Annotated in this window: 13 protein-coding genes and 4 pseudogenes; 5 read left to right on the top strand and 12 right to left on the bottom strand. The window is 65.2% G+C overall.

Annotation, left to right across the window (positions count from 1 at the left end; genetic code table 11):
* Positions 1-183: 183 nt before the first annotated feature.
* The 6 genes and pseudogenes from WKW80_RS18165 to WKW80_RS18140 form a co-directional block, all read right to left on the bottom strand.
* Positions 184-1124 (bottom strand): annotated as a pseudogene (locus WKW80_RS18165) (IS3 family transposase).
* 451 nt (positions 1125-1575) lie between these two features.
* A pseudogene (locus WKW80_RS18160) lies at positions 1576-2325 on the bottom strand (tyrosine-type recombinase/integrase); the annotation flags it as partial.
* A gap of 50 nt (positions 2326-2375) precedes the next feature.
* Positions 2376-3695, bottom strand: a complete 1320-nt coding sequence (locus tag WKW80_RS18155) for a site-specific integrase (RefSeq protein WP_340364958.1) — start codon at positions 3693-3695, stop codon at positions 2376-2378.
* A 63-nt stretch (positions 3696-3758) separates the two neighbouring features.
* Positions 3759-4028, bottom strand: a complete 270-nt coding sequence (locus WKW80_RS18150) for a hypothetical protein (protein WP_340364957.1) — start codon at positions 4026-4028, stop codon at positions 3759-3761.
* A 372-nt stretch (positions 4029-4400) separates the two neighbouring features.
* Positions 4401-4667 (bottom strand): annotated as a pseudogene (locus tag WKW80_RS18145) (transposase); the annotation flags it as partial.
* 514 nt (positions 4668-5181) lie between these two features.
* Positions 5182-5451 (bottom strand): hypothetical protein, encoded by a 270-nt coding sequence (locus WKW80_RS18140; protein ID WP_340364956.1) that lies wholly within the window; start codon positions 5449-5451, stop codon positions 5182-5184.
* Here WKW80_RS18140 and WKW80_RS18135 point away from each other — a divergent pair, their 5' ends adjacent.
* The 5 genes from WKW80_RS18135 to WKW80_RS18115 all read left to right on the top strand — a co-directional run bounded on the left by WKW80_RS18135 (position 5452) and on the right by WKW80_RS18115 (position 11473).
* Positions 5452-6513 (top strand): relaxase/mobilization nuclease domain-containing protein, encoded by a 1062-nt coding sequence (locus WKW80_RS18135; protein WP_340364955.1) that lies wholly within the window; start codon positions 5452-5454, stop codon positions 6511-6513.
* Positions 6440-6937 (top strand): hypothetical protein, encoded by a 498-nt coding sequence (locus WKW80_RS18130; protein ID WP_340364954.1) that lies wholly within the window; start codon positions 6440-6442, stop codon positions 6935-6937. The genes WKW80_RS18135 and WKW80_RS18130 overlap by 74 nt, the downstream gene beginning before the upstream one ends.
* A 112-nt stretch (positions 6938-7049) precedes the next feature.
* Positions 7050-8897 (top strand): type II toxin-antitoxin system HipA family toxin, encoded by a 1848-nt coding sequence (locus WKW80_RS18125; protein ID WP_340364953.1) that lies wholly within the window; start codon positions 7050-7052, stop codon positions 8895-8897.
* A 132-nt stretch (positions 8898-9029) separates the two neighbouring features.
* Complete coding sequence (locus tag WKW80_RS18120) at positions 9030-10667, top strand: peptide chain release factor 3 (protein ID WP_340364952.1); 1638 nt, start codon at positions 9030-9032, stop codon at positions 10665-10667.
* Positions 10667-11473, top strand: coding sequence for an HAD-IIB family hydrolase (locus tag WKW80_RS18115; protein ID WP_340364951.1), 807 nt, complete (start codon positions 10667-10669; stop codon positions 11471-11473). The genes WKW80_RS18120 and WKW80_RS18115 overlap by 1 nt, the downstream gene beginning before the upstream one ends.
* A gap of 223 nt (positions 11474-11696) precedes the next feature.
* On the opposite strand, the gene WKW80_RS18110 is transcribed toward WKW80_RS18115, so the two are convergent.
* The 6 genes and pseudogenes from WKW80_RS18110 to WKW80_RS18085 form a co-directional block, all read right to left on the bottom strand.
* On the bottom strand, positions 11697-12665 hold the full coding sequence (locus WKW80_RS18110; protein ID WP_340364950.1) for a tripartite tricarboxylate transporter substrate binding protein: 969 nt from the start codon (positions 12663-12665) through the stop codon (positions 11697-11699).
* A gap of 103 nt (positions 12666-12768) precedes the next feature.
* Positions 12769-13811, bottom strand: a pseudogene (locus WKW80_RS18105) (histone deacetylase family protein).
* 2 nt (positions 13812-13813) lie between these two features.
* A complete protein-coding gene (locus tag WKW80_RS18100; protein WP_340364949.1) occupies positions 13814-19798 on the bottom strand; it encodes an excinuclease ABC subunit UvrA in 5985 nt (1994 codons plus the stop codon).
* A 356-nt stretch (positions 19799-20154) separates the two neighbouring features.
* Positions 20155-21849 carry an MFS transporter gene (locus tag WKW80_RS18095; RefSeq protein ID WP_340364948.1) on the bottom strand — a complete coding sequence of 565 codons (1695 nt, stop codon included), beginning with the start codon at positions 21847-21849 and terminating at the stop codon, positions 20155-20157.
* Between the two features lie 149 nt (positions 21850-21998).
* Positions 21999-22640, bottom strand: coding sequence for a 2-hydroxychromene-2-carboxylate isomerase (locus WKW80_RS18090; RefSeq protein WP_340364947.1), 642 nt, complete (start codon positions 22638-22640; stop codon positions 21999-22001).
* Entirely contained in the window at positions 22637-22870 is a 234-nt protein-coding gene (locus WKW80_RS18085) for a DUF1289 domain-containing protein (protein WP_340364987.1), read from the bottom strand. Before WKW80_RS18085 ends, WKW80_RS18090 begins: the two co-directional genes overlap by 4 nt.
* Between the last annotated feature and the right edge of the window lies 1 nt (position 22871).

Here is a 22871-nt window from a genome sequence, read left to right as displayed (position 1 = left end):
TGCCGCGCCGCGCTCCATCGGAAGACAGCGTCATCCGACGCTGCCGGCAGGCAGCCGACTCACCTTTGCGAGCACCGGTGAATCTAGGTTCACCAACTCTATGCGTCCAATGCATCCTGAGCATTGACGCAATGCGCCGGACAAATTGACCTTGCCCCTGGAATCCGTACCCCATAGCCGAGTTCATGAATTGGCTTGCCGTGGTTGATTGGCAAGCCATTCCTGCTCGAACTGCATCGGGCTGACGTAGGCCAGCGTTGAGTGCAGTTGAGTGCGGTTGTACCAGAGCAGCCAATCGATGGCCTCGTCCTTCGCCTCGCGCCTGGTCTTGAAGCGTTGTCCGTGCAACCGCTCCACCTTCAACGACCCGAACAGCGTCTCGCTGCAGGCGTTGTCCCAGCAGTTGCCTTTGCGACTCATCGAACTGGCGATGCCGTATTCCGCGAGCACGTCCCTGAAGTCGTGACTTGCGTATTGACTGCCTCTGTCGCTGTGGAAGGTCAATCCGGCTTGTTTTCCCGGATGGCGCTTGAACCACGCCATGCGCAGCGCGTCGATCACGATCTCGCGCGTCATGTCCTCGCGCAGCGACCAGCCCACCACCTGGCGGCTGAACAGGTCGATCACCACCGACAGAAACAGCCAGCCCTCGTCCGTTCGCGATGTAGGTAATGTCGCCCACCCAGACCTTGTCGGGCTCGCTCACGATGAATTCGCGGTTCAGCACATTGGGCGAGATCGGAAGATCGTGGCGGCTGTCGGTCGTGACCTTGAAACGACGCTTTTGCCTCGGGCGCGAATGCCGTGGCGTTGCATCAGCTTTTGCACACGGTCCTTGCCCACGCGGATGCCGCGGGCCAGAGTTCCTTCCAGATGCGCGGCCAGCCGTAGCCGCCACGGGTCTCGGCATGAATGGCCTTGATGTGAACCAGCAAGGCATCGATGGTCAACTCCGACGCTTCGCTCGCGCGCGCACCAGTGTTGTAGAGGAACAGCAGCAGCGCGTAGTCGCGACGGCCTTGCGGCGTGTGCCGGTCCGGGGTTGCCAGCAGCGCATCGATCTCCGCCTTGTCCAGATATGGAACGGCGGCGTGGGTACCCTTCTTGTAGGGAACACAGCGCACTTGCGCGCACCAGGCGATGTGCTCGGGACTGTGCTCCCCAATGAACCGGGCCAGGGCATGAATGGCGCCCAAGCGCTGATTGCGCGTGGCAATGCCGCAGCCGCGACCGGTCTCGACGTCGCCAAGGAACTCGCGCACCGCCTGAGCCGACACGTCGACGACCTCTAGGCGATCCACGGCCTTGCAAGCGTGCCGACACGAATGGCAGCAGCTGGCACAGCGTGTCGCGGTAGCTGCGTCGCGTGTTCGCCGCCAGGTTGCGCTCGCTGACCAGGTGTTCCAGCAGGAACCGGCGGATCCAAGGGCCGAGAGCAGCCGTCTCACGCATGATCGGTCTCCCCGAAGAGAACCGTTCGAAGCGAAGACTGGCTTGCTGCAGCAGCTCGGGTGTCATGGACAGGTAGCGTTGCGTGCCAGTGATGTGAACGTGGCCGAGATACGTCGCCAACTGCGGCAGCAGGCGCTGGACGTCAGCGCCCTCGCGATACCAGCGCACGAGTCGCGTCAGAGCGAACGCGTGACGAAGATCGTGCAGCCGCGGTTGGTAGCGCGCGCCGTCGGCGCGTCGTACCTCGGCCCGCTCGCGCATCTGCTTGAAGGCTTCTTCGGCACCAGCACGCGAGACGCGTTGGCCCCGGCGTGTCAGCAGGAACGGGGCGTCGGGATCCAGAGGCGAGCGCCGGTAGCGCTGCAGCGCATACTCGCGCAGCACCTGTGTCAGATCCGTCCCCGTGGGCACCAGCCGCGTCTTGTAGAACTTCGTCTCGCGGATTTGCAGCACACGCTCGTTCAGATCGACATCGGACAAGTTCAAGTTCAACGCCTCGCTGATGCGCAGTCCTGTCGCGTACAGCAGCAAGAGCAGCGTTCGGCTGGTCGACGCGTCAATGTTGCAGCGCGCACGTGCGGCCGCGGCTTGAAGAAGCCGCCTGACCTCGTCTTCCGAATAGATGTAGCCGGTGAAGACCTGCGGGCACTTGGGCGCACGCGGGGGCAACGGCACGGTGCGCACGTACCCGCGCGCGAGACAGAAGCGGTAGAGGCCGGTGAGGACGCCGAACTTGCGATGCCAGAACCGCGTCAACGGCCCGTTGCCGTCAAGGAACCTGCGTACCGTCTCCGGGCCAACGCGATTGAAGTCGACATCGCCCACGTACTTGCTGAATGACTTCAGCGTGCGCGCCTCGGTCGCGAAGCGCATCCCGAGGGATTGCTTGGAGGCCACATAGGCCGATACAGCATGATTGACCTTCATAGCAGCCCGCGCAGGCTGAAGTCCGCGACCTCGCGCAGGCCAGGCAGATCCACCTTGGCGCAGGTGCGCGTAGCGAAGGGGCTGCGATGGCCGAGATGATCGCCGATCTGCTTGAGCGACAGTCCCTCAGCGACAAGATGGGTCGCACAGGCGTGACGCAGGGCGTGCGACCCCTGCCGCGGGCATTGGATGCCCAAGGCCCGCATGCGCGACGCCACCAGGTGATGCAGGCTGCTGGCGACCAATGGCCGCAACGGAGCTTTGATCGTCAGGAACAGGCTGCGCAACGCGCAGCGAGGTCGAACCTGCTGCACGTAGCGAAGGATCGCGTCACCGACGTCGGTGGTCAGCGGGTAGTCCTGCTTGCAGCGCTGCTTCGGGCGCGTGACGTGCAGGATGTCCTGCTCCCAACCGATGTCATCCAGGGTCAGCGCAACGACCTCGCTGCACCGCAGGCCGTACACGGCGAGCAGCAGCAAGATGGCTCGGTCACGAATGTCCTGCGGTCGATCCGTGTCGGTGCTCGCGACCAACCGTTGAACGTCCCCCCACCGCGGACCTACAGGCAGCGCTTCATGCTTGAACAGGCGTGGCCCCTCGATCCCGGCAGCGAGGCCCTTGTTGCACCGACCAGTCGCGCCCATGTAAGCATAGAACGATCGCAGGGCAGTTGCCGCCGTCGCGATCGACACGCGGCACCACCCTTGAGCGCCTCGGAGCGCCAAGAACGTATCGACATCTTCCAGCCTGGCTGCGTCGGCCGAGCGATGCCGATCGTCGAGCCAGGTGAGAAACGCCCGGACATGCCAGCAGCGATTGCTGATGGTGTGCGGCGACAGCCCTCGCTCCAAACGCATGTAGGCAGCGAACTCATCAGCCAGGCCGGCGCCAGGATCTCGCGTCTCGGGTGCGGCTTCAAGCCTCCCGAGGAAGCGCAGCCAGTCGGTGGCGACCTGCACAAATCTCTGGCGGCTATAACGCGCGGCGCTGATACGACCGCGCCGGCGCTGATGCCGCACCCAATGGTCCGCGGCTGTTGCGATCTCCTCGGTCGAGATCGCCCGCGTCCCGGTGATGTCCAAGTGCTGTGCGACGACGAGCAACTCGCTCGCCAAGTGCAGCACCGACTCATGCGCTGCGCCGCCCGCCGCGCAGTGCTCGACATAGCGATCACGTTCTTCGGCAGCGGGTCCATCGAGGTGGCGAGCCAAGACGCGCGAATACCGATACAAGCTCTCAAACATGGCCGGATCTCCTGGTGAACTGGGGGATCCGACAGTACGGCGGAAGAAATTTATGTGGCGTTCATCGACCACGGTTCCGAGGCAGATGCCGCTGGGCACCACATATGGGCCGACGCCACATTCGGCATACGGCTCCTACCTTGGGTGTTTGACGGCAAAGCGCTGATTCGGCCATGGATGAAGGATTCGGGGTAGTGGCAGCCAAGCATCGACGATGCGGCGCATGCGGTCCCAGGACATATGGGCCTTCTGGCTGCGCCGGCAGAGCACACGTCGCCACAGGATGGCAACGTGGTAGCGGAACGCAGCCAAGGCCCGGTAGTTGGTCGGAACCGCGTGGTACGCGAAGTACCCCCGCACGACCGACTGCAACCAGCGTCCTTGGTCGGGAATGGTGGCATTCATGCATCGTGTCAGCTCGTCCTTGAGCTCCTCGCCTTCCCGATGCGGGCCAGCCCTATACGGCGGCTGGTCAAACCCGAGATCTCCCGGTTCCCGTTCATGGAGCGTGCACACATGCCAGGTGCTCCGACCCCGCCAGGTCGTCCAGGCGCTCCCGATGACGCGCCCGTCCGTGTTGCCTTCCGCTTTAACGGACAGCGTCGGCACCTGGGATAGAAACTTTCGTGGCTCAATTGCTGGCCTGTGTGTTCCCCTACCGACGCTTCACCGACATCCTCGCGGATGCCGATGCACGGCTCGGGGCCAATGTGGATCGCTACTCCTTCACTGCAGTGGACTCGCACCGCCTACTCCATGCCGGTCTCCCGGCGCACCCGTCGCTGTTTCCAGGATGTCGCGCTCCATCTTCACGCGGGCCAACTCGGCGCGCAGCCGACTGATCTCCATCTGCTCGGCACTCACCGCCTTGCTGTCAGCCCCGGTGAGCTTGCCTTGGCGCTGTGCCTTGACCCAGTTGAACAGGGTCTGCTCGACCACGCCCAACGTGCGCGCCGCCGCCGCGATGCTCTGGCCACCTTCGACCCGCCGCACGGCCTCCTTCTTGAACTCCACCGTGTAGCGCGCTCTCGTCGCCTTCGTCATGTCCGTTCTCCTTGCTTGCATTGAAACACTCAGCAAGGGATACGTTTTTCGAGGGCAAGGTCAGTTTCGCCGTTCCTATCACGACCAAAGGAGACTGCGCTCTCCTCTGGACACCATCGCGCAGGGGCACTTCGTAGCCCCGTGCACCCTCGACCATGGGCTGTCGCGCCCCTGGACCCACGACCGGTGTTCGGCACCGGCTTCGACCAAAGGGCGACTTCGCTCTCCCTTTGGAATCCCATGACCAGTGGCTCGTCGCGCCCCTGGACCCTGCGACCGGCGTTTCGTCCCCGGCTGACGACCATGGGGCATTTCGCTGCCCCCTGGACCCCATTCGACCGGCCACGCGCGGGCCGGACCGCGAGGAATGGGAGAGGAGCGTGCGGGGCTTGCGCGGCTACGGTGACACCATGACACCGAAGGACCGCGAACCCACGATTTCAGTCCGGCTGCCGCTTGGCGGGCGCGCCGATCTTGATGCTCGCGCCCAAGCCGCCGGCAAGACGCGCAACGCCTACATCGTGGAAGCCGCGCTTGGGGCTTCGCCCTCCAGGCGCCGGCCAGTGCCATCCGTGCAGCAGCGTATGTTCGATTGATCCTCGCGCGAACGGCCAAGGCCAAAGCGCTTGTTAAAGCGCTTCTGGGCGAAGACGACGATCCGCTCGTCCGCGACTGCATCCAACTGCTCGACGACATCGGAACCTGCGCGCAAATCGGACTTGGCAAAGAACCATGACCCCTTTTTGCATCGCAGCGCGGCGGCGGGCAGGATCTTGCAACGCATTTGCAGAATGCCTACGACAACGAACTGACTGAAGTTGTCGAGCTGCGCGGCGCAATAGCCTCTGACCTGCACGGAGCTGTCAAGGAATGGGAGATTCAGGCCGAAACCCTCACGCGCTGTCAGAAATATCTCTATAGCCTCTCCATCAATCCGGATCCTGCGCAAGGCGAAATCACCCGCGAGCAATATAGCGATTACATTCGCCGTGCGGAAGAGGCACTCGGACTGACAGAACAGCCGCGCGCCGTCGTCTTTCATATCAAACACGGCCGTGAACATTGCCACGTTGTCTGGTCACGCATTGATGCGGAGCGGTGCAAGGCGGTCCATATTGCCTTTGACCGCGACAAGCTCGTGCAGGTCACGCGTGCGTTTGCCAAAGAGCACTTTCTTGACCTTCCTGCCGGCTACGACAAATCAAGGAAAATTGATCAAGAAACTCTTTATGAAAGAGCCAAGCAGAGCCAGACTGGACTTTCCAAAGCCGATCATTCGCGGCAAATAACCGATGCCTGGATAGAGAGCGATAGCGCGAAGGCTTTCGTCAATGCGCTGGCGGAGCGGGGCTATATTCTGGCGCGCGGCAAGCGTCCCTATGTCGTCGTCGATTTCTATGGGGATTCGCACGCGCTGGCCCGGCTTATTGACGACAAGACCGTCAAGACCCGGGATGTGCGAGCCTTCCTGGAAAAGGATTTTCCTGAGGAGAGCCTGCCGACAGTTGCGGAAGCACAGGACCTTATTGCCAGCAATCGCAAGCTCAGTGAGCGAAATCTTCAAGAGGAGCATATTGCGGCTCCGCTTGCCGCGATGGAGCACGCGCAGAAACTGCGCCGCCTTGCATTGGATCAGGAACGGATTGCGCTAGAGCGTCGTCACGGTCAGGCGCGGGAATCTCTGATCGCGCGTCAACGTGATGAACGACACGCGCAGCGCCGCGCGCATTTGGAGCATGTCGACTCTGCGCCAGCAGCGTTCGGAATTGCGCGTGCATGGGCTTGCAGGATTTCTCGGCCGGGTAACCGGCGTCAGCGCCATTCGCCGCGCGGTTCATCGATATAAGGATGGCAGAATTCTGGAAGAACAGAAAGTTCAAAGGATTGCGCTTCAGGCAAAACAGCTCGCAGAAAAGAAAGACCTCGCAGAGCGTCAGGCGCTGCCGTCGCGCACTCTGGACCGAAAGCTTCGGTCATTGAAAAAGGTGGAAGACCGGGAGATTGCCGCGCTGAAACGGGATGGACTCAAAAATCAGCGTGTTCAGGAGCGCGAGGGCTTTGATGGAATGCCGCCTCTCGATATTGCGCGAAGCGAAATCGTGGACAAGCCGCTGCGGCCTGAATTTGAAGCTGCCAAAGAGCGCGGTGCTCAGGCCCCGCCTGATCCCGTCCGGGATTTCAACGGGGCGGCTTGCACGCGGCAGCCAGAACGCTCCGATGACGCAGGCCGGGCGAAAACCCCGGAAAATGGCCCAGAACGAGAGCGATAAGCCAGGTTTTCTAACTTTCGCGGACTTGTAGTCCGGAAAAGTTGGCTTTTCGTTGCGCCTGAACGCCGACTATGCTAACCTTCTCGTATCTGAGGTTCGGGAAAGTTAGAAAATGGCACTTCATCTGGTCGGCGAGACGATCGACAAGACCCGCAGCCACTATCTGGCTGAAACGGGAAAACTGCTGCAGCTGATGCGCGGGATCTATGTCGATGCCGGTGACGATGTCGACCAGGTCGTGATGGCGCATGCGGTCCGCATCGCTCGCTACCTTTATCCGCGAGCCTATCTTTCGGCCGCCAGCGCCGTGCTGCTCGGGCCGACACGGGATGGACGCCTGTATCTGAGCGGCAGCCGCGTTCAGCGGACACGCATTCGCGGCCTTGAGATCGTTCAGAACAGAGCACCGGACCGGCCATCGGTTGCCAGCGCCGTCGTCGCCGACAGCCTTGGCGAGTTTCCGGTGTCCGCATCGGCCCCACGGCAAAGGCTCCTCGAAGCGTTTCGCCAGCGCAGCGAACATGCAGCGTCAATCGACGCAGGCATGCGGGAGGCCATCGCCGCGCGATTGATCGAGGAATACGGCGACGCGCGCGGCGCTGCCGATGCCATTTGGGCTCTGGCCAAAGAGAACGACTGGTACAAGGAAGGCGAAGGCGCGGAAAAATATCTGCTGCGTCGCCCTAGCGCTGGCGAACCGCCGCGCAATGAGGCGGCGTTCGCTCTTCAGGTCGCGTGGCACAAGCTGCTGATCGGGCAGCTTTCTCACGATGGCTTCGAATGGCGATGGACAAACACCGCGCGCGAGCCAAAGCTGCCGCCACTTGTCCGCCAGATCACGCCGGGGCGGCTGCCGCCCTTCATCGTGTCGCTGCTGCCGGAAGGGTGGCTGGAACACGTTCTGAAGGAGGCTGACGAGCGCACCGTCCTGCGCGAAGGCAAGCGCTACATGTCCAACATCACGATCTCGGAACGCAGCGAAGAGCTTGAGGCTTTGCCTGCAGACAGTCTTTCCACACGCCTTGCGGCATTCGCTGGTAACGGCGAATTTACGGGGACCTACGCCGGTCCCGGGCGCGGCGCGTTCGAGCAGGATTTCGAGCAGCGCCTCGCGCGCCTTTATCAGAGTGCCGACACGCCGCGTCTCTCCGGTGTGCAGATCAAGGCGCCAATGCACTTAGGTGTGGACGGCATTCTTGCGCCTGCGACCGCTGCACCGTTTACCCACATCCTCAAACCGGCAGGGACCAGCGGGTTCGAGGCGCTGCCCGTTGTCGAATGGATTGGACTTGGCCTGGCGCGCGCCGTCGGGTTTGAAACACCGGACCACGCGCTTGTTCCTATGCCGGGTGACCTGCCGCCCGCGCTTCTCGTTGAGCGATTTGATATCCGCAACCAGGACGGCGATGCACGCCTCATCGCCATGGAAGACATGTGCTCGGTGCTTGGGCTCGGCCCTGAGGACAAGTACACAGGCACCATCGAACGCATCGCCCGGGCGCTGCGTCCTCTCTCTACGGATCCCGAAAACGATTTGCGCACGCTGGTGCAGCGTGCTCTGTTCGCATGGCTCATCGCCGATGGCGATATGCATCTGAAGAACATGGCGCTTCTCAAAATCACGCAAGAAGGCGAAGAGAACTTCCAGTCGGTGCGGATGGCTCCTGTCTACGACACCGTCACCACACGCGTCTTTCCAAATCTTGCGCATGACCGCATGGCGCTCAAGCTCAACGGGAAAGACGAGCGGTTACGCCGCGCGGACTTTGTCGCGCTTGCAACCCTTGCCGGGCTGCGTGCGGGCGATGCAAATGAAGATATCGACAGGATGCTTGAACGGCTCAGCGCTGCGCTCGATGCTTTGGCGGTTCCGCGCATCGCTCTGGCGATCGCACAGACCGCCGAGACTGCCGAGCAGACGCTGGCGCTCTGCCGCGAGCGCCTCGGCGCATTCAGCTAGACCAGCCGCTACCCTGAGACAATTGACCCAAAGTGGCACACCGCCCGCAGGCTCAATGAACGGCTCTTCGGGCTTCGCCGCCACGCTCTTGATTTGCGTACATAAACGCGTACATATTCGTCGCTCCCCACCATGTCATCCGATCTTTTCCTCAAAGAAACCAAGCGCCGACGCACTTTTGCTATCATCTCCCACCCCGACGCGGGCAAGACCACCCTGACCGAGAAGCTGCTGCTGTTCTCGGGCGCGATCCAGATCGCGGGCTCGGTGAAGGCGCGCAAGGCCTCGCGCCATGCCACGTCGGACTGGATGGAAATCGAGAAGCAGCGCGGCATCTCGGTGGCCTCGTCGGTGATGCAGATGCTGTATCGCGACCACGTGATCAACCTGCTCGACACACCCGGCCACAAGGACTTCTCGGAAGACACTTACCGCGTGCTGACGGCCGTGGACTCGGCGCTGATGGTGATCGACGCGGCCAACGGGGTGGAATCGCAGACGCGCCGCCTGATCGAGGTCTGCCGCCAGCGCGACACGCCGATCATCACCTTCGTCAACAAGATGGACCGCGAGGTGCGCGAGCCGCTGGACATCCTCGACGAGGTGGAACGCGAGCTCGGCATGGCCTGCGTGCCGATGACCTGGCCCGTGGGCCAGGGCAAGACCTTCCGCGGGATCATGAACCTGCGCACGCAGTCGATGACCGTCTTCGAGTCGGGCAGTGAACGGTTGCCGCAGGATTTCGAGACCATCCCGCTGTCGGGGCGAGACGTGCTCACGAAGCGCTTCGGCGCCGACTTCGCGCATGCGATGGAGAGCATGGAACTCGCCACTGGCGCCTCGCACGCATGGGACCACGCGGCCTTCCTTGCCGGCAAGCAGACGCCCGTGTTCTTCGGCTCCGGCGTCAACAACTTCGGCGTGATGGAAGTGCTGGATGCGCTGGTCGACCTGGCGCCGTCGCCGCAATCGCGCACCAGCACCACGCTCGTCAACCGCCAGCCAGTGGTGAAGGAAATCCAGCCCGAGGACAGGGACTTCGCCGGCGTGGTGTTCAAGGTGCAGGCCAACATGGACGCGAACCACCGCGACCGCATCGCCTTCGTGCGCATGGCATCCGGCAAGTACACGCCGGGCATGAAGCTGCGGGTGCAGCGCACTGCGAAGGAACTGCGGCCGACCAGCGTCGTGACCTTCATGAGCCAGCGACGCGAGGCGGTCGACGAAGCCTACGCGGGCGACATCGTCGGCTTCACCACGCATGGGGGCGTGCAGTTGGGCGACACGATCACCGATGGCGCGAGCCTGCAGTTCACCGGCCTGCCCTTCTTTGCGCCCGAACTCTTCATGACCGTGATCCTGAAAAATCCGCTGCGCACCAAGCAGTTGCAGCAGGGGTTGGCGCAGCTCGGCGAGGAAGGCGCGATCCAGGTGTTCCGCCCCGAAGTCGGCGGGCCGATGCTGCTCGGCGCCGTGGGCCAACTGCAGTTCGAAGTGGTGCAGCACCGGCTGAAGGCCGAGTACGACGCCGACGTGAAGCTCGAAGGCTGCCAGTACACCGGCGCGCGCTGGATCACGGCCGATACGCCGGCCGAGCTGCGCGAGTTCGTGAACGCCTATCCGGCGCGCATGGCCAGGGATGCGGCCGATACGCTGGCCTACCTGTGCACTTCGCCGTACGACGTGCGGCTCGCGCAGGAGCGCTTTCCGAAGATCCATTTCCATCCGCTGCGCGAGCATGCGGGGCTGGCGCTGCAATCGGCGGGTTGATGCGGGCCCTGTCGCACTGGCCGCGCGCCGTGCGCGGTGCGCTGATCGGCGTTTTCACCGACATCGACGACACGCTCACGACCGAAGGCGCGATCAGCCCCGATGCCCTGCGCGCGCTCGCGGCGCTCAAGGCCGCGGGCCTGCACATGGTCGCCGTCACCGGCCGGCCCGTGGGCTGGAGCGAACCCTTTGCGGCGGCATGGCCGGTCGACTCGATCGTGGCCGAGAACGGCGCCGTCGCGCTCGTGCCCGCGCCCGGTGGCGGGCTGGTCAAGCGCTACCAGCAGGATGCCGACACGCGGGCGCGCAACTTCGCCCGGATGGGGGCGGTGCTCGACCGCATCGAGCGCGAAATTCCCGGCGCGCGCCGGGCCACCGACTCGGCCGGGCGCGAATGCGACATCGCGATCGACCACGGCGAGTTTGTTCAGCTTGACGATGCACGCATCGCCGCCGTGGTCGCGCTCATGCGGGGCGAAGGCATGCACGCCACCATGAGCAGTATCCACGTCAACGGCTGGTATGGCGAGCACAACAAGCTCGAGGGCGCGCGTTGGATCGTACGCGAGCTGTGGTGCCGCACGCTCGCGGACGAGATGGATCGCTGGGCCTACGTCGGCGATTCGACGAACGACGCGCTGATGTTCGAGCACTTCGAACACAGCATCGGCGTGGCCAACGTGCGCCGCTTCGAGAGTGCGCTGCCGCACCTGCCGCGCTACGTCGCGCCGAGCGAGCGCGGCGCCGGCTTTGCCGAAGTCGCGGCAGCCATCCTCGACGCCCGTGCGCCGCTCAGCGCGCCGTAAAGGTCCGGCCAGCGCGCAAGGCGCAAAGGCCGTGAAGGCCGTGAAGGCCGTGAAGGCCGTGAAGGACAGTACTACCGCGCTCTGAGGCCTCGGACGCGGCGAGTTCGGTCGTGCGTCACTGGGTGCTCGCGCAAATCATCCACTGCCTCGGCCAACTCTGCACCGCGAGGGCCGGTACGGCGCGCCCGGGGACGCAGTGCGGTCTACGGCCGACTGCCCCGGCTCACTGCGGCTTCGCCAACCCCAGCTTCTCGATCACCACCTTCTCCCGCGCCACCGTGTCCTGCGCGAACTTGGCGTACTGGGCCGAACTCTTGTAGTCGGGCAGCATGTCGTAGCGGCCCAGCGCGGCGACGTAGCTGGGTTCTTCCATCGCCTGCTTGAAGGCGTCGTGCAGCTTCTTCACCACCTCGGGGGACGTGTTCTTTGGCGCGCCGATGCCGAAGGGCGAGTTCTGCACGATGTCGTAGCCCAGTTCCTTGAGCGTGGGCGCATCAGGGAACTTGGCCAGGCGCTTCTCGCCCCATGTGTTGAGCACGCGCAGCTTGCCCGCCTCGACCTGCGGCGCGAAGCCGGTGCTGTCGGCGGCGGCCATCAACTGCCCGCTGACCACCGCCAGCATCAGGTCGGCACTGCCCTTGTACGGCACGTGCTGGAGCTGGATGCCGGCCTTCTGGGCGACCAGCTCGGTGGTCAGGTGCGGGCTGGTGAGGTTGCCGGTGGAGCCGTAGGTGAGCTTGCCCGGATTGGCCTTGGCGTAGGCGACGAAATCGGCCCAGTTCTTGAACGGGCTGTCGGCCGGCACGACGATGCCGAAGGCATAGCCTGTGACGTTGATGACGTAGTTGATGTCCTTGAGCGGATCCCAGTTGATCTTGGTGGTGTAGCCGAGCCTGAACACGCCGAGCGGGATCTGCGCGATGGTGTAGCCGTCGGGCTGCGCGGTCTGCAATGCCTGTGCAGGCAGCGTGCCGCCAGCGCCCGGCTTGTTGTCGATGATGACCGGCTGGCCGAGGATCTTCGAGGCGTTTTCGGCCAGCTGGCGCATCGTGATATCGGTGGGGCCGCCTGCGGGAAAGGCGATCACCAGCTTGATCGGCTTGGCGGGAAAGGCTTGCGCCCAGGTGGCGAACGGCGTGGCCGCAGTCAGCGCGAGGAGCGCCGTGGCGCGCAGCAGGCTACGTTTGAACATGTGGATGCCTCCTTGGTGGACGTCGATTGATTGACTGGCCATTGGGCCGAGTCAGGCTCCGGTCAGCAATCGGTGAAGTCCCGCGGGGCGGGTCGCGTGCGCGTCAGGCCCGGGACGCGAAGCCTTCGAGCACGTTCACGGCATTGACACCCACCTCGGCCACCGCATAGCCGCCTTCGAACACGAACACCGCCGGCAACCCGGCGCGCGCCAGGTCGTCACCGATGCGCAGGTAGTCGGCGCCCTGCAGCGTGAACCCGGCGATCGGGTCGCCTTCGAATGTGTCGAGGCCGAGCGAGACCACGAGGGCGTCGGGCCTGAAGGCAACGATGCCCTTCAGCGAGGTGTGCAGCGCGTCGCGCCAGGCCGCGAAATCCGTGCCGCGCGGCAGTGGCAGGTTGTGGTTGTAGCCCAGGCCCGCCCCCGCGCCGCGTTCGTCGGCATAGCCCAGGTAATACGGGTACTCGGTATGCGGGTCGCCATGGATGCTGGTGAACTGCACGTCGGCGCGGTCGTAGAAGATCGCCTGGGTGCCGTTGCCGTGGTGGTAGTCGATGTCGAGCACCGCGACGCGCGCCAGGCCGGCGTCGCGCAAGGTCTGCGCGGCAATGGCGGCGTTGTTGAGGAAGCAGTAGCCGCCGAAGAAATCGGCGCCGGCATGGTGGCCGGGCGGGCGCGTGAGGGCGAAGGCGGCACGCTCGCCATGGGCCACGCGCTGCGCGGCGGCGATGGCGCAGCCCGCGCCGGCATGGGCCGCCGCCCAGGTGCCCGAGGTCAACGGCGTGCCCGCGTCATACGAGAACAGGCCCATGCGTGCGGGGAAGCTCGCGGGCAGCACATCGCTGCGAAAGGTGCGGATCGGCCAGTACGAGGGGAAGGCGTCGCGTTCCGCGTTGGCGGGGTCCATCGCCACCCACTCGTCCCACGCGCCGCGCAGGAAGTCGACGTAGCGCGGTGCATGGACGCGCGCGACGACGGCGTCGTCGAAGGCGCGCGGCGATTCGATCGGGCCGAGGTTGCGGCGCAGCACCTCCTGCAGCACGAAGTCGGCGCGCGCCGGCACCTCGAAGCACGGGACAGTTCGCCGCGGAACATCTCGAGCTTGCCGTGATGCAAGGTATGCTGGTCGTTGTAGAGCGTGATCATGGTCAACGTGCCAGCACGGGGGCCAGTGCCTGGCCGGTGTGGGTGCCGAGCTGCACCACTTCCTCGGGCGGCGCCGCGGCGACGATGCGGCCGCCGGCGTTGCCGCCTTCGGGGCCGAGGTCGATGATCCAGTCGGCCTCGGCGATCACGTCGAGGTCGTGCTCGATCACCACCACGCTGTGGCCGCCGTTGACCAGCCGGTGCAGCACGTGGATCAGCTTCTCGACGTCGGCCATGTGCAGGCCTACCGTTGGCTCGTCCAGCACATATAGCGTGTGCGGCGCCTTGTTGCCGCGGCGCGTGATGTCGTCGCGGACCTTGCTCAGCTCGGTGACCAGCTTGATGCGCTGCGCCTCGCCGCCGCTCAACGTCGGTGACGGCTGGCCGAGCGTGAGGTAGCCCAGTCCCACGTCCTTGAGCAGTTGCAGCGGATGGCTGATGTTGGGCATCGCCGCGAAGAACTCGACCGCCTCGTCCACTTCCATCTGCAGCACCTCGCCGATGCTCTTGCCGCGCCAGCTCACGGCCAGCGTCTCGGGGTTGAAGCGCGCGCCGTGGCAAACCTCGCAGGGCACCTTCACGTCGGGCAGGAAGCTCATCTCGATGGTGCGCACGCCGGCGCCATCGCAGCCGGGGCAACGACCCTCGCCGGTGTTGAAGCTGAAGCGCGCCGGGCCATAGCCGCGCGCCTTGGCCTCCAGCGTGTCGGCGAAGAGCTTGCGGATGGTGTCCCAGAAGCCGATGTAGGTGGCGGGGCAACTGCGCGGGGTCTTGCCGATCGGCGTCTGGTCGACTTCGAGAACGCGGTCGATGGTTTCGTAGCCGGTGACGGATCGGCTGCCGGTCCAGGCCGGCCGCTTGCCGGCGGCGTCGGCATCGCGGCCCGCCTTGGTCATGCGCTGCACGACGATGGCATGCACGTTGGCCAGCAGCACGTCGCGCGCCAGCGTGGACTTGCCGGAACCGCTGACGCCGCTGATGGCCACGAGACGGTGCAGGGGCAGCGCGGCGGTGATGTCCTGCAGGTTGTGCAGGTTGGCACCGTGCACGGTGAGCCACGCAGGCGCGCCATCCTCGCCAGCGACCGGCCTGCGCGCTTGCAGCGGATGCTTGATCGCATCGCGCAGGTAGCGGCCGGTCTGCGAATTGCCTGCGGCCTGGATGTCGGCCACGGTTCCTTCTGCCACAAGCCTGCCGCCGCGCTTGCCGGCACTGGGGCCGATGTCGATGATGTGATCGGCGCGGCGGATGGTGTCCTCGTCGTGCTCCACCACCACCAGCGTGTTGCCCTTCTCGCCGAGCTTGTGCAGTGCGTTGAGCAGGATCTGGTTGTCGCGCGCGTGCAGGCCGATGGTCGGCTCGTCGAGCACATAGCAAACGCCCTGCAGGTTGCTGCCGAGCTGCGCCGCCAGGCGGATGCGCTGGGCTTCGCCGCCGCTCAGGGTGGGGGCGCCGCGGTCGAGCGTGAGATAGCCGAGGCCGACCTCTTCGAGGAATTCGAGGCGGCTGCGGATTTCCGGGACCAGGTCGCGGGCGATCTCGGCATCGCGGCCCGCAAGTTCGAGTCCTTCGAACCATTGGCGGATGTCTGTGACGCTCATGCGGGCGAGTTCCGTGATGCCGATGACGCTCTTACCCCGACCCTCTTCCGCTTGCGGGAGAGGGAGGAAGTCGGATTCGCTGTCCTGCTCCCTCGCCCCTTCGGGGAGCGGGAGGGGGCGAGGGGCTGCGACGCCTCCATCGAACAACACCGCTCGCGCCGTCGCATTCAGCCGCGTACCTTCGCAGGTCGGGCACGCCACGTCGCCCACGTCCTCCGCTTCCGGCTCTGCAAAGGTCTGCTCGCGCCCCTTCTGGTCATCGCCCAGCACCGAGTCGTCGTAGACCTTGCGCTGGTCCTTGGTGAGCTTGACGCCGGTGCCGACGCAATCGGGGCACCAGCCGTGCTTGCTGTTGTAGCTGAACAGGCGCGGGTCGAGTTCGGCATAGCTGGTGCTGCAGACCGGGCAGGCGCGCAAGGTCGAGAACACCTGCACGCGGCCGATGCCGGAGGTGGGCGCGCCGGCCATCATCGCGGCCTTGAGGCCGGTGAGTTCGCTGAGCACGTGGACCACGCCCTTGCCGTGCTCGAGCGCACGCGTGAGCGATTCGCGCAGCAGCGCCTCGTTTTCCGGCAGCACGTCGAGGCTGGCCACCGGCAGCTCGATGCTGTGCTCCTTGAAGCGGTCGATGCGCGGGAAGTTCAGCGTCGGCAGGAAGCCGCCGTCGACGCGCAGGTGCGTGTAGCCACGCGGCCGCGCCCAGTCGGCCAGCTCGGTGTAGACGCCCTTGCGGTTGCTCACCAGCGGCGCAAGCAGGCCGATGTGCTGGCCCCGATATTTCTTCATCACCTGCGCGGCGATGCTGTCGGGCGTTTGCGGCTGCACGGCCGCGCCGTCGTGGATGCAGTGCTGGATGCCCAGCTTGACGTACAGCAGGCGCAGGAAGTGCCAGACCTCGGTGGTAGTGCCGACCGTGCTCTTGCGGCCGCCGCGCGACAGGCGCTGTTCGATGGCCACCGTCGGCGGAATGCCGTAGACCGCATCGACCTCGGGCCGGCCCGCCGGCTGCACGATGCTGCGCGCATAGGCGTTGAGCGATTCGAGGTAGCGGCGCTGGCCTTCGTTGAAGAGGATGTCGAAGGCCAGCGTCGACTTGCCCGAGCCGCTGACGCCAGTGACGACGCTGAATTTGCCGCGCGGGATGTCGACGCTCAGGTTCTTGAGGTTGTGTTCGCGGGCGTTGACGATCTGGATCGCGCCCTCTCCCTTGGCGGGCGCGGGTGCGCCAAAGCGTGCGCGCGGTTCGGCGACGGCGAAGCGCGACGGGCCGAGCGCCAGTTCGTAGTCGCGCAGCGCCTCGCCGGTGAAGGTGCCCTTCATCCCCCGCACAAGCTCCGGCGTGCCTTCCGCCACCACGCGGCCGCCGCCCTCGCCGCCTTCCGGCCCGAGGTCGATGAGCCAGTCGCTCGCGCGGATCACGTCGAGGTTGTGCTCGATCACGACCAACGAGTGCCCCGCATCGAGCAGCTTGCGCAAGGCGCGCATCAGGCGCGCGATGTCGTCGAAGTGCAGGCCGGTGGTCGGCTCGTCGAACAGGAACAGCGTGCCCTTGCGCGCCAGGCCCTGCTTGGTGGCGCTGCCGTTCTTCGCCGCCTCCGCGAGGAAGCCCGCGAGCTTGAGGCGCTGCGCCTCGCCGCCCGACAGCGTCGGCACCGGCTGACCGAGCTTCACGTAGTCGAGGCCCACGTCGACGATCGGCTGCAGCATGCGCAGCACGTCGCGGTCTTCGGCAAACACCTGCGCCGCTTCTGCCACCGTGAGTTCGAGCACAGCGGCAACGTTGAGCGCCTTGCCACCGCGCTCGATCGTGACTTCGAGAATCTCGGGCCGGTAGCGCTTGCCGTCGCAGTCCGGGCAGCGCAGGTACACGTCGCTGAGAAACTGCATCTCGACATGTTCGAAGCCGGAGCCGCCGCAGGTGGCGCAGCGTCCGTCGCCGCTGTTGAAGCTGAACTTGCTGGCCGTGTAGCCGCGTTGCCGCGAGAGCGCGGCGGTGGCGAAGATCTCGCGCACGGCATCCCACGCGCCCACATAGCTCGCGGGATTGGAGCGCGCGGTCTTGCCGATCGGCGACTGGTCGACGAAGACCACGTCGCTCAGGTAGTCCGCGCCGAGCATCCGGTCGTGTGCGCCCGGCGACTCGGTGGCCTTGCCGAAGTGGCGCATCAGCGCGGGCGCCAGCACGTCCTGGATCAGCGTGGACTTGCCGGAGCCACTGACGCCCGTGACCACGACCAGGCGATGGAGCGGGATCTCGACCGTCACGTCCTGCAGGTTGTGCTCGCGCACGCCTTCGAGGATGAGGCGAAAGGTGTTCTCGCTCACGAGCCGCTTGAAGCCCATGCCGATCTGCTTGCGCCCGCCGAGATAGGCGCCGGTGAGCGTATCGGCATTGCGCAACGCATCGACGGTGCCGTCGAACACCACCTGCCCGCCGCGCACGCCGGGGCCGGGGCCCATGTCGACGACGCGGTCGGCGGCGAGCATGACGGCCGGGTCGTGCTCGACCACCACCAGCGTATTGCCCGCGTCGCGCAGGCGCAGCATGGCCTCGGTGATGCGGCTCATGTCGCGCGGGTGCAGCCCGATGCTGGGCTCGTCCAGCACGAACAAAGTGTTGACGAGCGACGTGCCCAGCGCCGTCGTCAGGTTGATGCGCTGCACCTCGCCGCCGCTCAGCGTGCGGCTCTGGCGGTCGAGCGTGAGGTAGCCGATGCCGACGTCATGCAGGTAGCGCAGTCGGGTCGTGATTTCGTCGAACAGGAGCTTGAGCGCCTGCACGTCGCCTTCGCTCGCATTGGCGCTGTTGCCGTGGCTTTCGATGCCGTCGAACAGGCGGCGCAGGCGCTCGATCGGCAGCAGCATCAGGTCATGCAGGCACAGGCCCGGCAGGGCTTCGAGTTGCGCACGCGACCACTTCACGCCGACCGGCATGAAGCGCTTTTCGGGCGGCAGCACTGCATCGGCATCTTCCTTGCTGCCGATGCGCCACAGGAGGCTCTCCAGCTTGAGGCGTGCGCCGGCACACGCCGGACATGGCGTGTAGCTGCGGTACTTCGACAAGAGCACGCGGATGTGCATCTTGTAGGCCTTGCTTTCGAGATAGGCGAAGAAGCGCTTGATGCCGTACCACTGCTGGTTCCACTTGCCCTTCCAGTTGGGCGAGCCTTCGATGACCCAATCCTTCTGCTCTTGCGTGAGCTTGGCCCAGGGTGTGTCGCGCGGGATGCCGGCGGCCTCGGCATGGCGCATGAGGTCGTCCTGCGCTTCCTTCCATGCGGGCGTCTGGATCGTCTTGATGGCGCCGGCGCGCAGCGTGAGCTTGTCGTTCGGGATCACCAGGCCAAGGTCCACGCCGATCACGCGACCGAAGCCGCGGCAGGTCTCACAGGCGCCGACGGCCGAGTTGAAGGAGAACATCGACGGGATCGGGTCGCCGTAGCGGATGTCGCTCTCGGGGCAATGCAGGCCGGTGGAGAACTTCCATACGTCCGGTGGCAAGGCCCCCACGCTCCCCGTTTCGCGTGGTTCGCTGCCCCCCGAGGGGGCTGCCCCGCCTTGGGGCGGCCCGGCGGCGGGGCGCGCACCTTCGTCGGCCGACAACGCATAGACGGTCAGCCTCCCGCTGCCGCGCTTCAATGCGACCTCGATGGCCTCGATCACGCGGGCGCGCTCGGTGCCCACGATGCGAAAGCGATCCGCCACGACGTCCAGCACCTTGCGCGGGCCCGTCGACGTGGCCACTTCGCGCTCGGCCTGCACGCGCGTGAAGCCGCTGGCCGACAGCCATTGCGTCACTTCTTCCGCGCTGGTGCTCGCAGGCAGCTCCACGGGAAACGTGAGCACCACGCGCGGATTGACTTGAGCCCCCACGCTCCCCGCTTCGCGTGCTTCGCTGCCCCCCGAGGGGGCCGAATCGGCTTGGGGCGGCCCGGCGCCGATGCCCGCGCCAGCCCGCTCGACCAGCGCCGCATAGATCGAATCCGGCGAGTCATGTCGCACTTGCAACGCGGTCTCGCGGTCGAACAACTCGGCAGCACGCGCGAACAGCAACTTCAAATGGTCGTTCAGCTCCGTCATCGTGCCGACGGTGGAGCGCGACGAACGCACCGGGTTGGTCTGGTCGATCGCGATCGCGGGCGGCACGCCTTCCACCTTGTCGACCGCCGGCTTGTCCATGCGGTCGAGGAACTGGCGCGCATAGGCCGAGAAAGTCTCGACATAGCGGCGCTGCCCTTCCGCATACAGCGTGTCGAACACCAGGCTCGACTTGCCGGAGCCGCTCGGCCCGGTGACCACTGTCATCTCGCCTGTGCGGATATCGATGTCGAGGTTCTGGAGGTTGTGCTGGCGTGCGCCGCGAATCCGGATGGAGCCCTGTGTCATGCGTGCCTTGGGTGTGGGGCAAGCATTCTAGGGAGGGGGCCATCGCCGCGCCGTGGCGGGGTCTTGCGCTTTCGCGCCACCGGACGGCCGCGGCGCCGGAACGAAAAAAGGCCCCGGCCCGCTTGCAACGGGCCGAGGCCATCCGGGATGCCGATCGGCTACACGAAGTACGCCAATCCTGGGTACGTATCGGTTTTCCAGCACGCTATCGCATGACCCCAACCCATGAAAACCAGGACGAGCACTGCGAAGTTTGTTCGTGGGCACCCGCGGAACCGGCTTTGCCGGGCCGCCGGGTGCGCCCCCTCGAGGGGTCTTGAGGGGAAACGCCGCAGGTGCATCGGGGGTGTTTCACGCTAGTCGTTGGCGTAGATATCCACGTCCTTCGTCTCCTTGACGAACAGCATGCCGATCACAAAAGTCATCGCGGCAATGCCGATCGGATACCACAGCGCGTTGTACATGTTGCCGGTCTGCGCCACGATCGCGAAGCCGGTACTGGGCAGCAAGCCACCGAACCAGCCATTGCCGATGTGGTACGGCAAGCTCATCGAGGTGTAGCGGATGCGGGTCGGAAAGAGTTCCACGAGCATCGCCGCAATCGGGCCGTAGACCATCGTCACCAGGATTACCAGCAAGACCAGGACGAAGACCACCATGGGCTTGTTGATCTTCGCCGGGTCGGCCTTGGTCGGATAGCCGGCCACCTTCAGCGATTCGCCCATTTCCTTCTTGAATTCGGCGATCTTCTTGGCGCTGTCGGCATCGAAGCGCGAGTTCGTCACGATGGCCGAGGGCACGGTGATGACCTTGTCGCCGATATTGACGGTCGCGAGCGTTCCAGCCGGGACTTCCGCGTTGTCATAGCTCACCGAACTCTGCGCCAGGAAGCGCTTGGCGATGTCGCAGGAAGTCGTGAAGTCGATGTCGCGTGCCACCGGGTTGCCCTGGAACGAGCACTCCTTGGGGTTCGAGTGCACCACCACCTTGTTCACTTCCTGGGCCTTGGCCAGGTCGGGGTTGGCGTACTTGGTGAGCATCTGGAACAGCGGCATGTAGGCCAACGCGGCAATCAGGCAGCCGGCCATGATGATCGGCTTGCGGCCGATCTTGTCGGACAGCGAACCGAACAGCACGAAGAACGGCGTGCCGATGAGCAGCGCGACGCCCAGCAGGATGTACGCCGTGTCCAGGTCGACCTTGAGCGACTGGATCAGGAACAGCTGCGCATAGAACTGGCCCGTGTACCAGACCACCGCCTGGCCGGCCGTGAGGCCGAGCAGCGCGATGATCACGATCTTGAGGTTGCGCCATTCGCCGAACGATTCGAGAAGCGGCTTCTTCGAAGTCTTGCCTTCGGCCTTCATCTTCTGGAATGCCGGCGACTCATTGAGCGACAGCCGAATCCAGATGCTGATGGCCAGCAGGAGGATCGACAGAAGGAACGGCAGCCGCCAGCCCCAGTCACCGAAAGCATCCGCGCCCATCGAGGTGCGGATGGCCAGCACCACGATCAGCGAGAGGAAGAAGCCCAGCGTGGCAGTGGTCTGGATCCACGCCGTGTACGCGCCGCGCTTGCCCTTGGGCGCGTGCTCCGCCACGTAGGTGGCCGCACCGCCGTACTCGCCGCCGAGCGCGAGGCCCTGCAGCAGGCGCAGGGCAATCAGGATCACGGGCGCTGCCACGCCAATGGTCTGGTAGCTGGGGAGCAAGCCGAGGACGAAGGTCGACAGACCCATGATCATGATGGTGACCAGGAACGTGTACTTGCGTCCGATCATGTCGCCGAGTCGGCCGAACACCAGCGCGCCGAACGGACGAACCACGAAGCCGGCCGCGGCGCCCAGCAACGTGAAGATGAAGCCTGCCGTCGGATCGAGACCGGAGAAGAATTGCTTCGAAATGATCGTGGCGAGCGCCAGATACACGTAGAAGTCGTACCACTCGAACACCGTGCCGAGCGAGGACGCGAAGATGACCTTCTTTTCCTCTGCGGACATCGGTCGGGGCGCCGATTGCGGCACCCCCCTGGAATCCAGTGTTGCTGCCATTGCGTCGTCTCCTGAAGAAAAAGATGCGACCCCAGCCGGGACCGTGACACGCATTCTTCGACCCAGGACTGACCCGAGACTTTCTCGAAACTGACAGATGCTTACAAACTAGGGTGAAACCCAACGCGCGCATTTCAGCATGCGGAAATTCAGCGATTGGTGCGCTGCAGCGAAGGCCGCTCGGCAGCGCCCTGCCACTGCGGCCCGTCGAACCACGGGTCGCCCTGCAATGCCGCGCGCAGCATCGCCAGGCTGTCGAATCCCCAGATCAGACGGCCGTCGACCGCATAGGCCGGCACGCCGAAAACGTTCTGCGCGATGGCCTCGTCGGTGTTGGCCTTGAGCTGTGCCTTGACGGCCTCGCTGCCGGGCTCCCGCCTCGGTTCGAGCCGCGCCGCGAGTGCCGCCAGCCGACCGGCATCGGCCGCCTCTTCGCCGCCGCGCCACACCTCGCGAAAGATCGTCTCGGCGACGTACCGGCTGATGCTGCCGTCCGACGTCGTGGCAAGCGCCAGCCGAAGATGCGCCAACGGGTTGTAGGGGTGCGAGGCGGGCATCTCGATCGGGATGCCGTTGACGTGGCCGAGCCACAGCACTTGCCGGTAGGTCCATTCGCGCTTCGAAGGAATCTCGGCCGGCCCGAGCTGTCCGTGATGCTTGAGCACGGCGCCGAACAGAATCGGCTTGTAGGCCACGCTATAGCTCAGTCCCTCCAGCGCCTTCGGCAGCTGCTCGAACGCCAGGTACGAATACGGCGAGATGAAGTCCAGGTAGAAGTCGACGTGCTTCATGGTGGCGTTGTCTCCTCAATTCTTTGTGCGATGCACGCCCAGACGTCTCGCTTGCCGGGGTCGTCCATGCGGCTCCACGCCGCGATCTCGGCGAGCGTTCGAAAGCAGCCTTCGCAGAGGCCGCTGGCGGCGTTCATGCGGCAGACCGAGATGCACGGCGAAGGCACGGGCTCGGCATCACCCAGATTCGCGGCGCGCTGCGCCAGCGCATGCGCCGCGGCCGCGTCGATC

Source organism: Variovorax humicola, from assembly GCF_037889915.1.
GTDB classification, from domain to species: Bacteria; Pseudomonadota; Gammaproteobacteria; order Burkholderiales; family Burkholderiaceae_C; genus Variovorax; species Variovorax humicola.
Note: the sequence above shows the minus strand (reverse complement) of the source record. Positions and strands in the feature narration are given on the sequence as shown.

What these genes read in the sequence shown, in the direction of transcription:
- WKW80_RS18100 (WP_340364949.1), bottom strand. Translation starts at nt 19,798, where the DNA reads ATGACACAGGGCTCCATCCGGATTCGCGGCGCACGCCAGCACAACCTC.
- WKW80_RS18095 (WP_340364948.1), bottom strand. Translation starts at nt 21,849, where the DNA reads ATGGCAGCAACACTGGATTCCAGGGGGGTGCCGCAATCGGCGCCCCGA.
- WKW80_RS18090 (WP_340364947.1), bottom strand. Translation starts at nt 22,640, where the DNA reads ATGAAGCACGTCGACTTCTACCTGGACTTCATCTCGCCGTATTCGTAC.
- WKW80_RS18120 (WP_340364952.1), top strand. Translation starts at nt 9,030, where the DNA reads ATGTCATCCGATCTTTTCCTCAAAGAAACCAAGCGCCGACGCACTTTT.
- WKW80_RS18140 (WP_340364956.1), bottom strand. Translation starts at nt 5,451, where the DNA reads ATGCGTTGCAAGATCCTGCCCGCCGCCGCGCTGCGATGCAAAAAGGGG.
- WKW80_RS18125 (WP_340364953.1), top strand. Translation starts at nt 7,050, where the DNA reads ATGGCACTTCATCTGGTCGGCGAGACGATCGACAAGACCCGCAGCCAC.
- WKW80_RS18115 (WP_340364951.1), top strand. Translation starts at nt 10,667, where the DNA reads ATGCGGGCCCTGTCGCACTGGCCGCGCGCCGTGCGCGGTGCGCTGATC.
- WKW80_RS18110 (WP_340364950.1), bottom strand. Translation starts at nt 12,665, where the DNA reads ATGTTCAAACGTAGCCTGCTGCGCGCCACGGCGCTCCTCGCGCTGACT.
- WKW80_RS18150 (WP_340364957.1), bottom strand. Translation starts at nt 4,028, where the DNA reads ATGAATGCCACCATTCCCGACCAAGGACGCTGGTTGCAGTCGGTCGTG.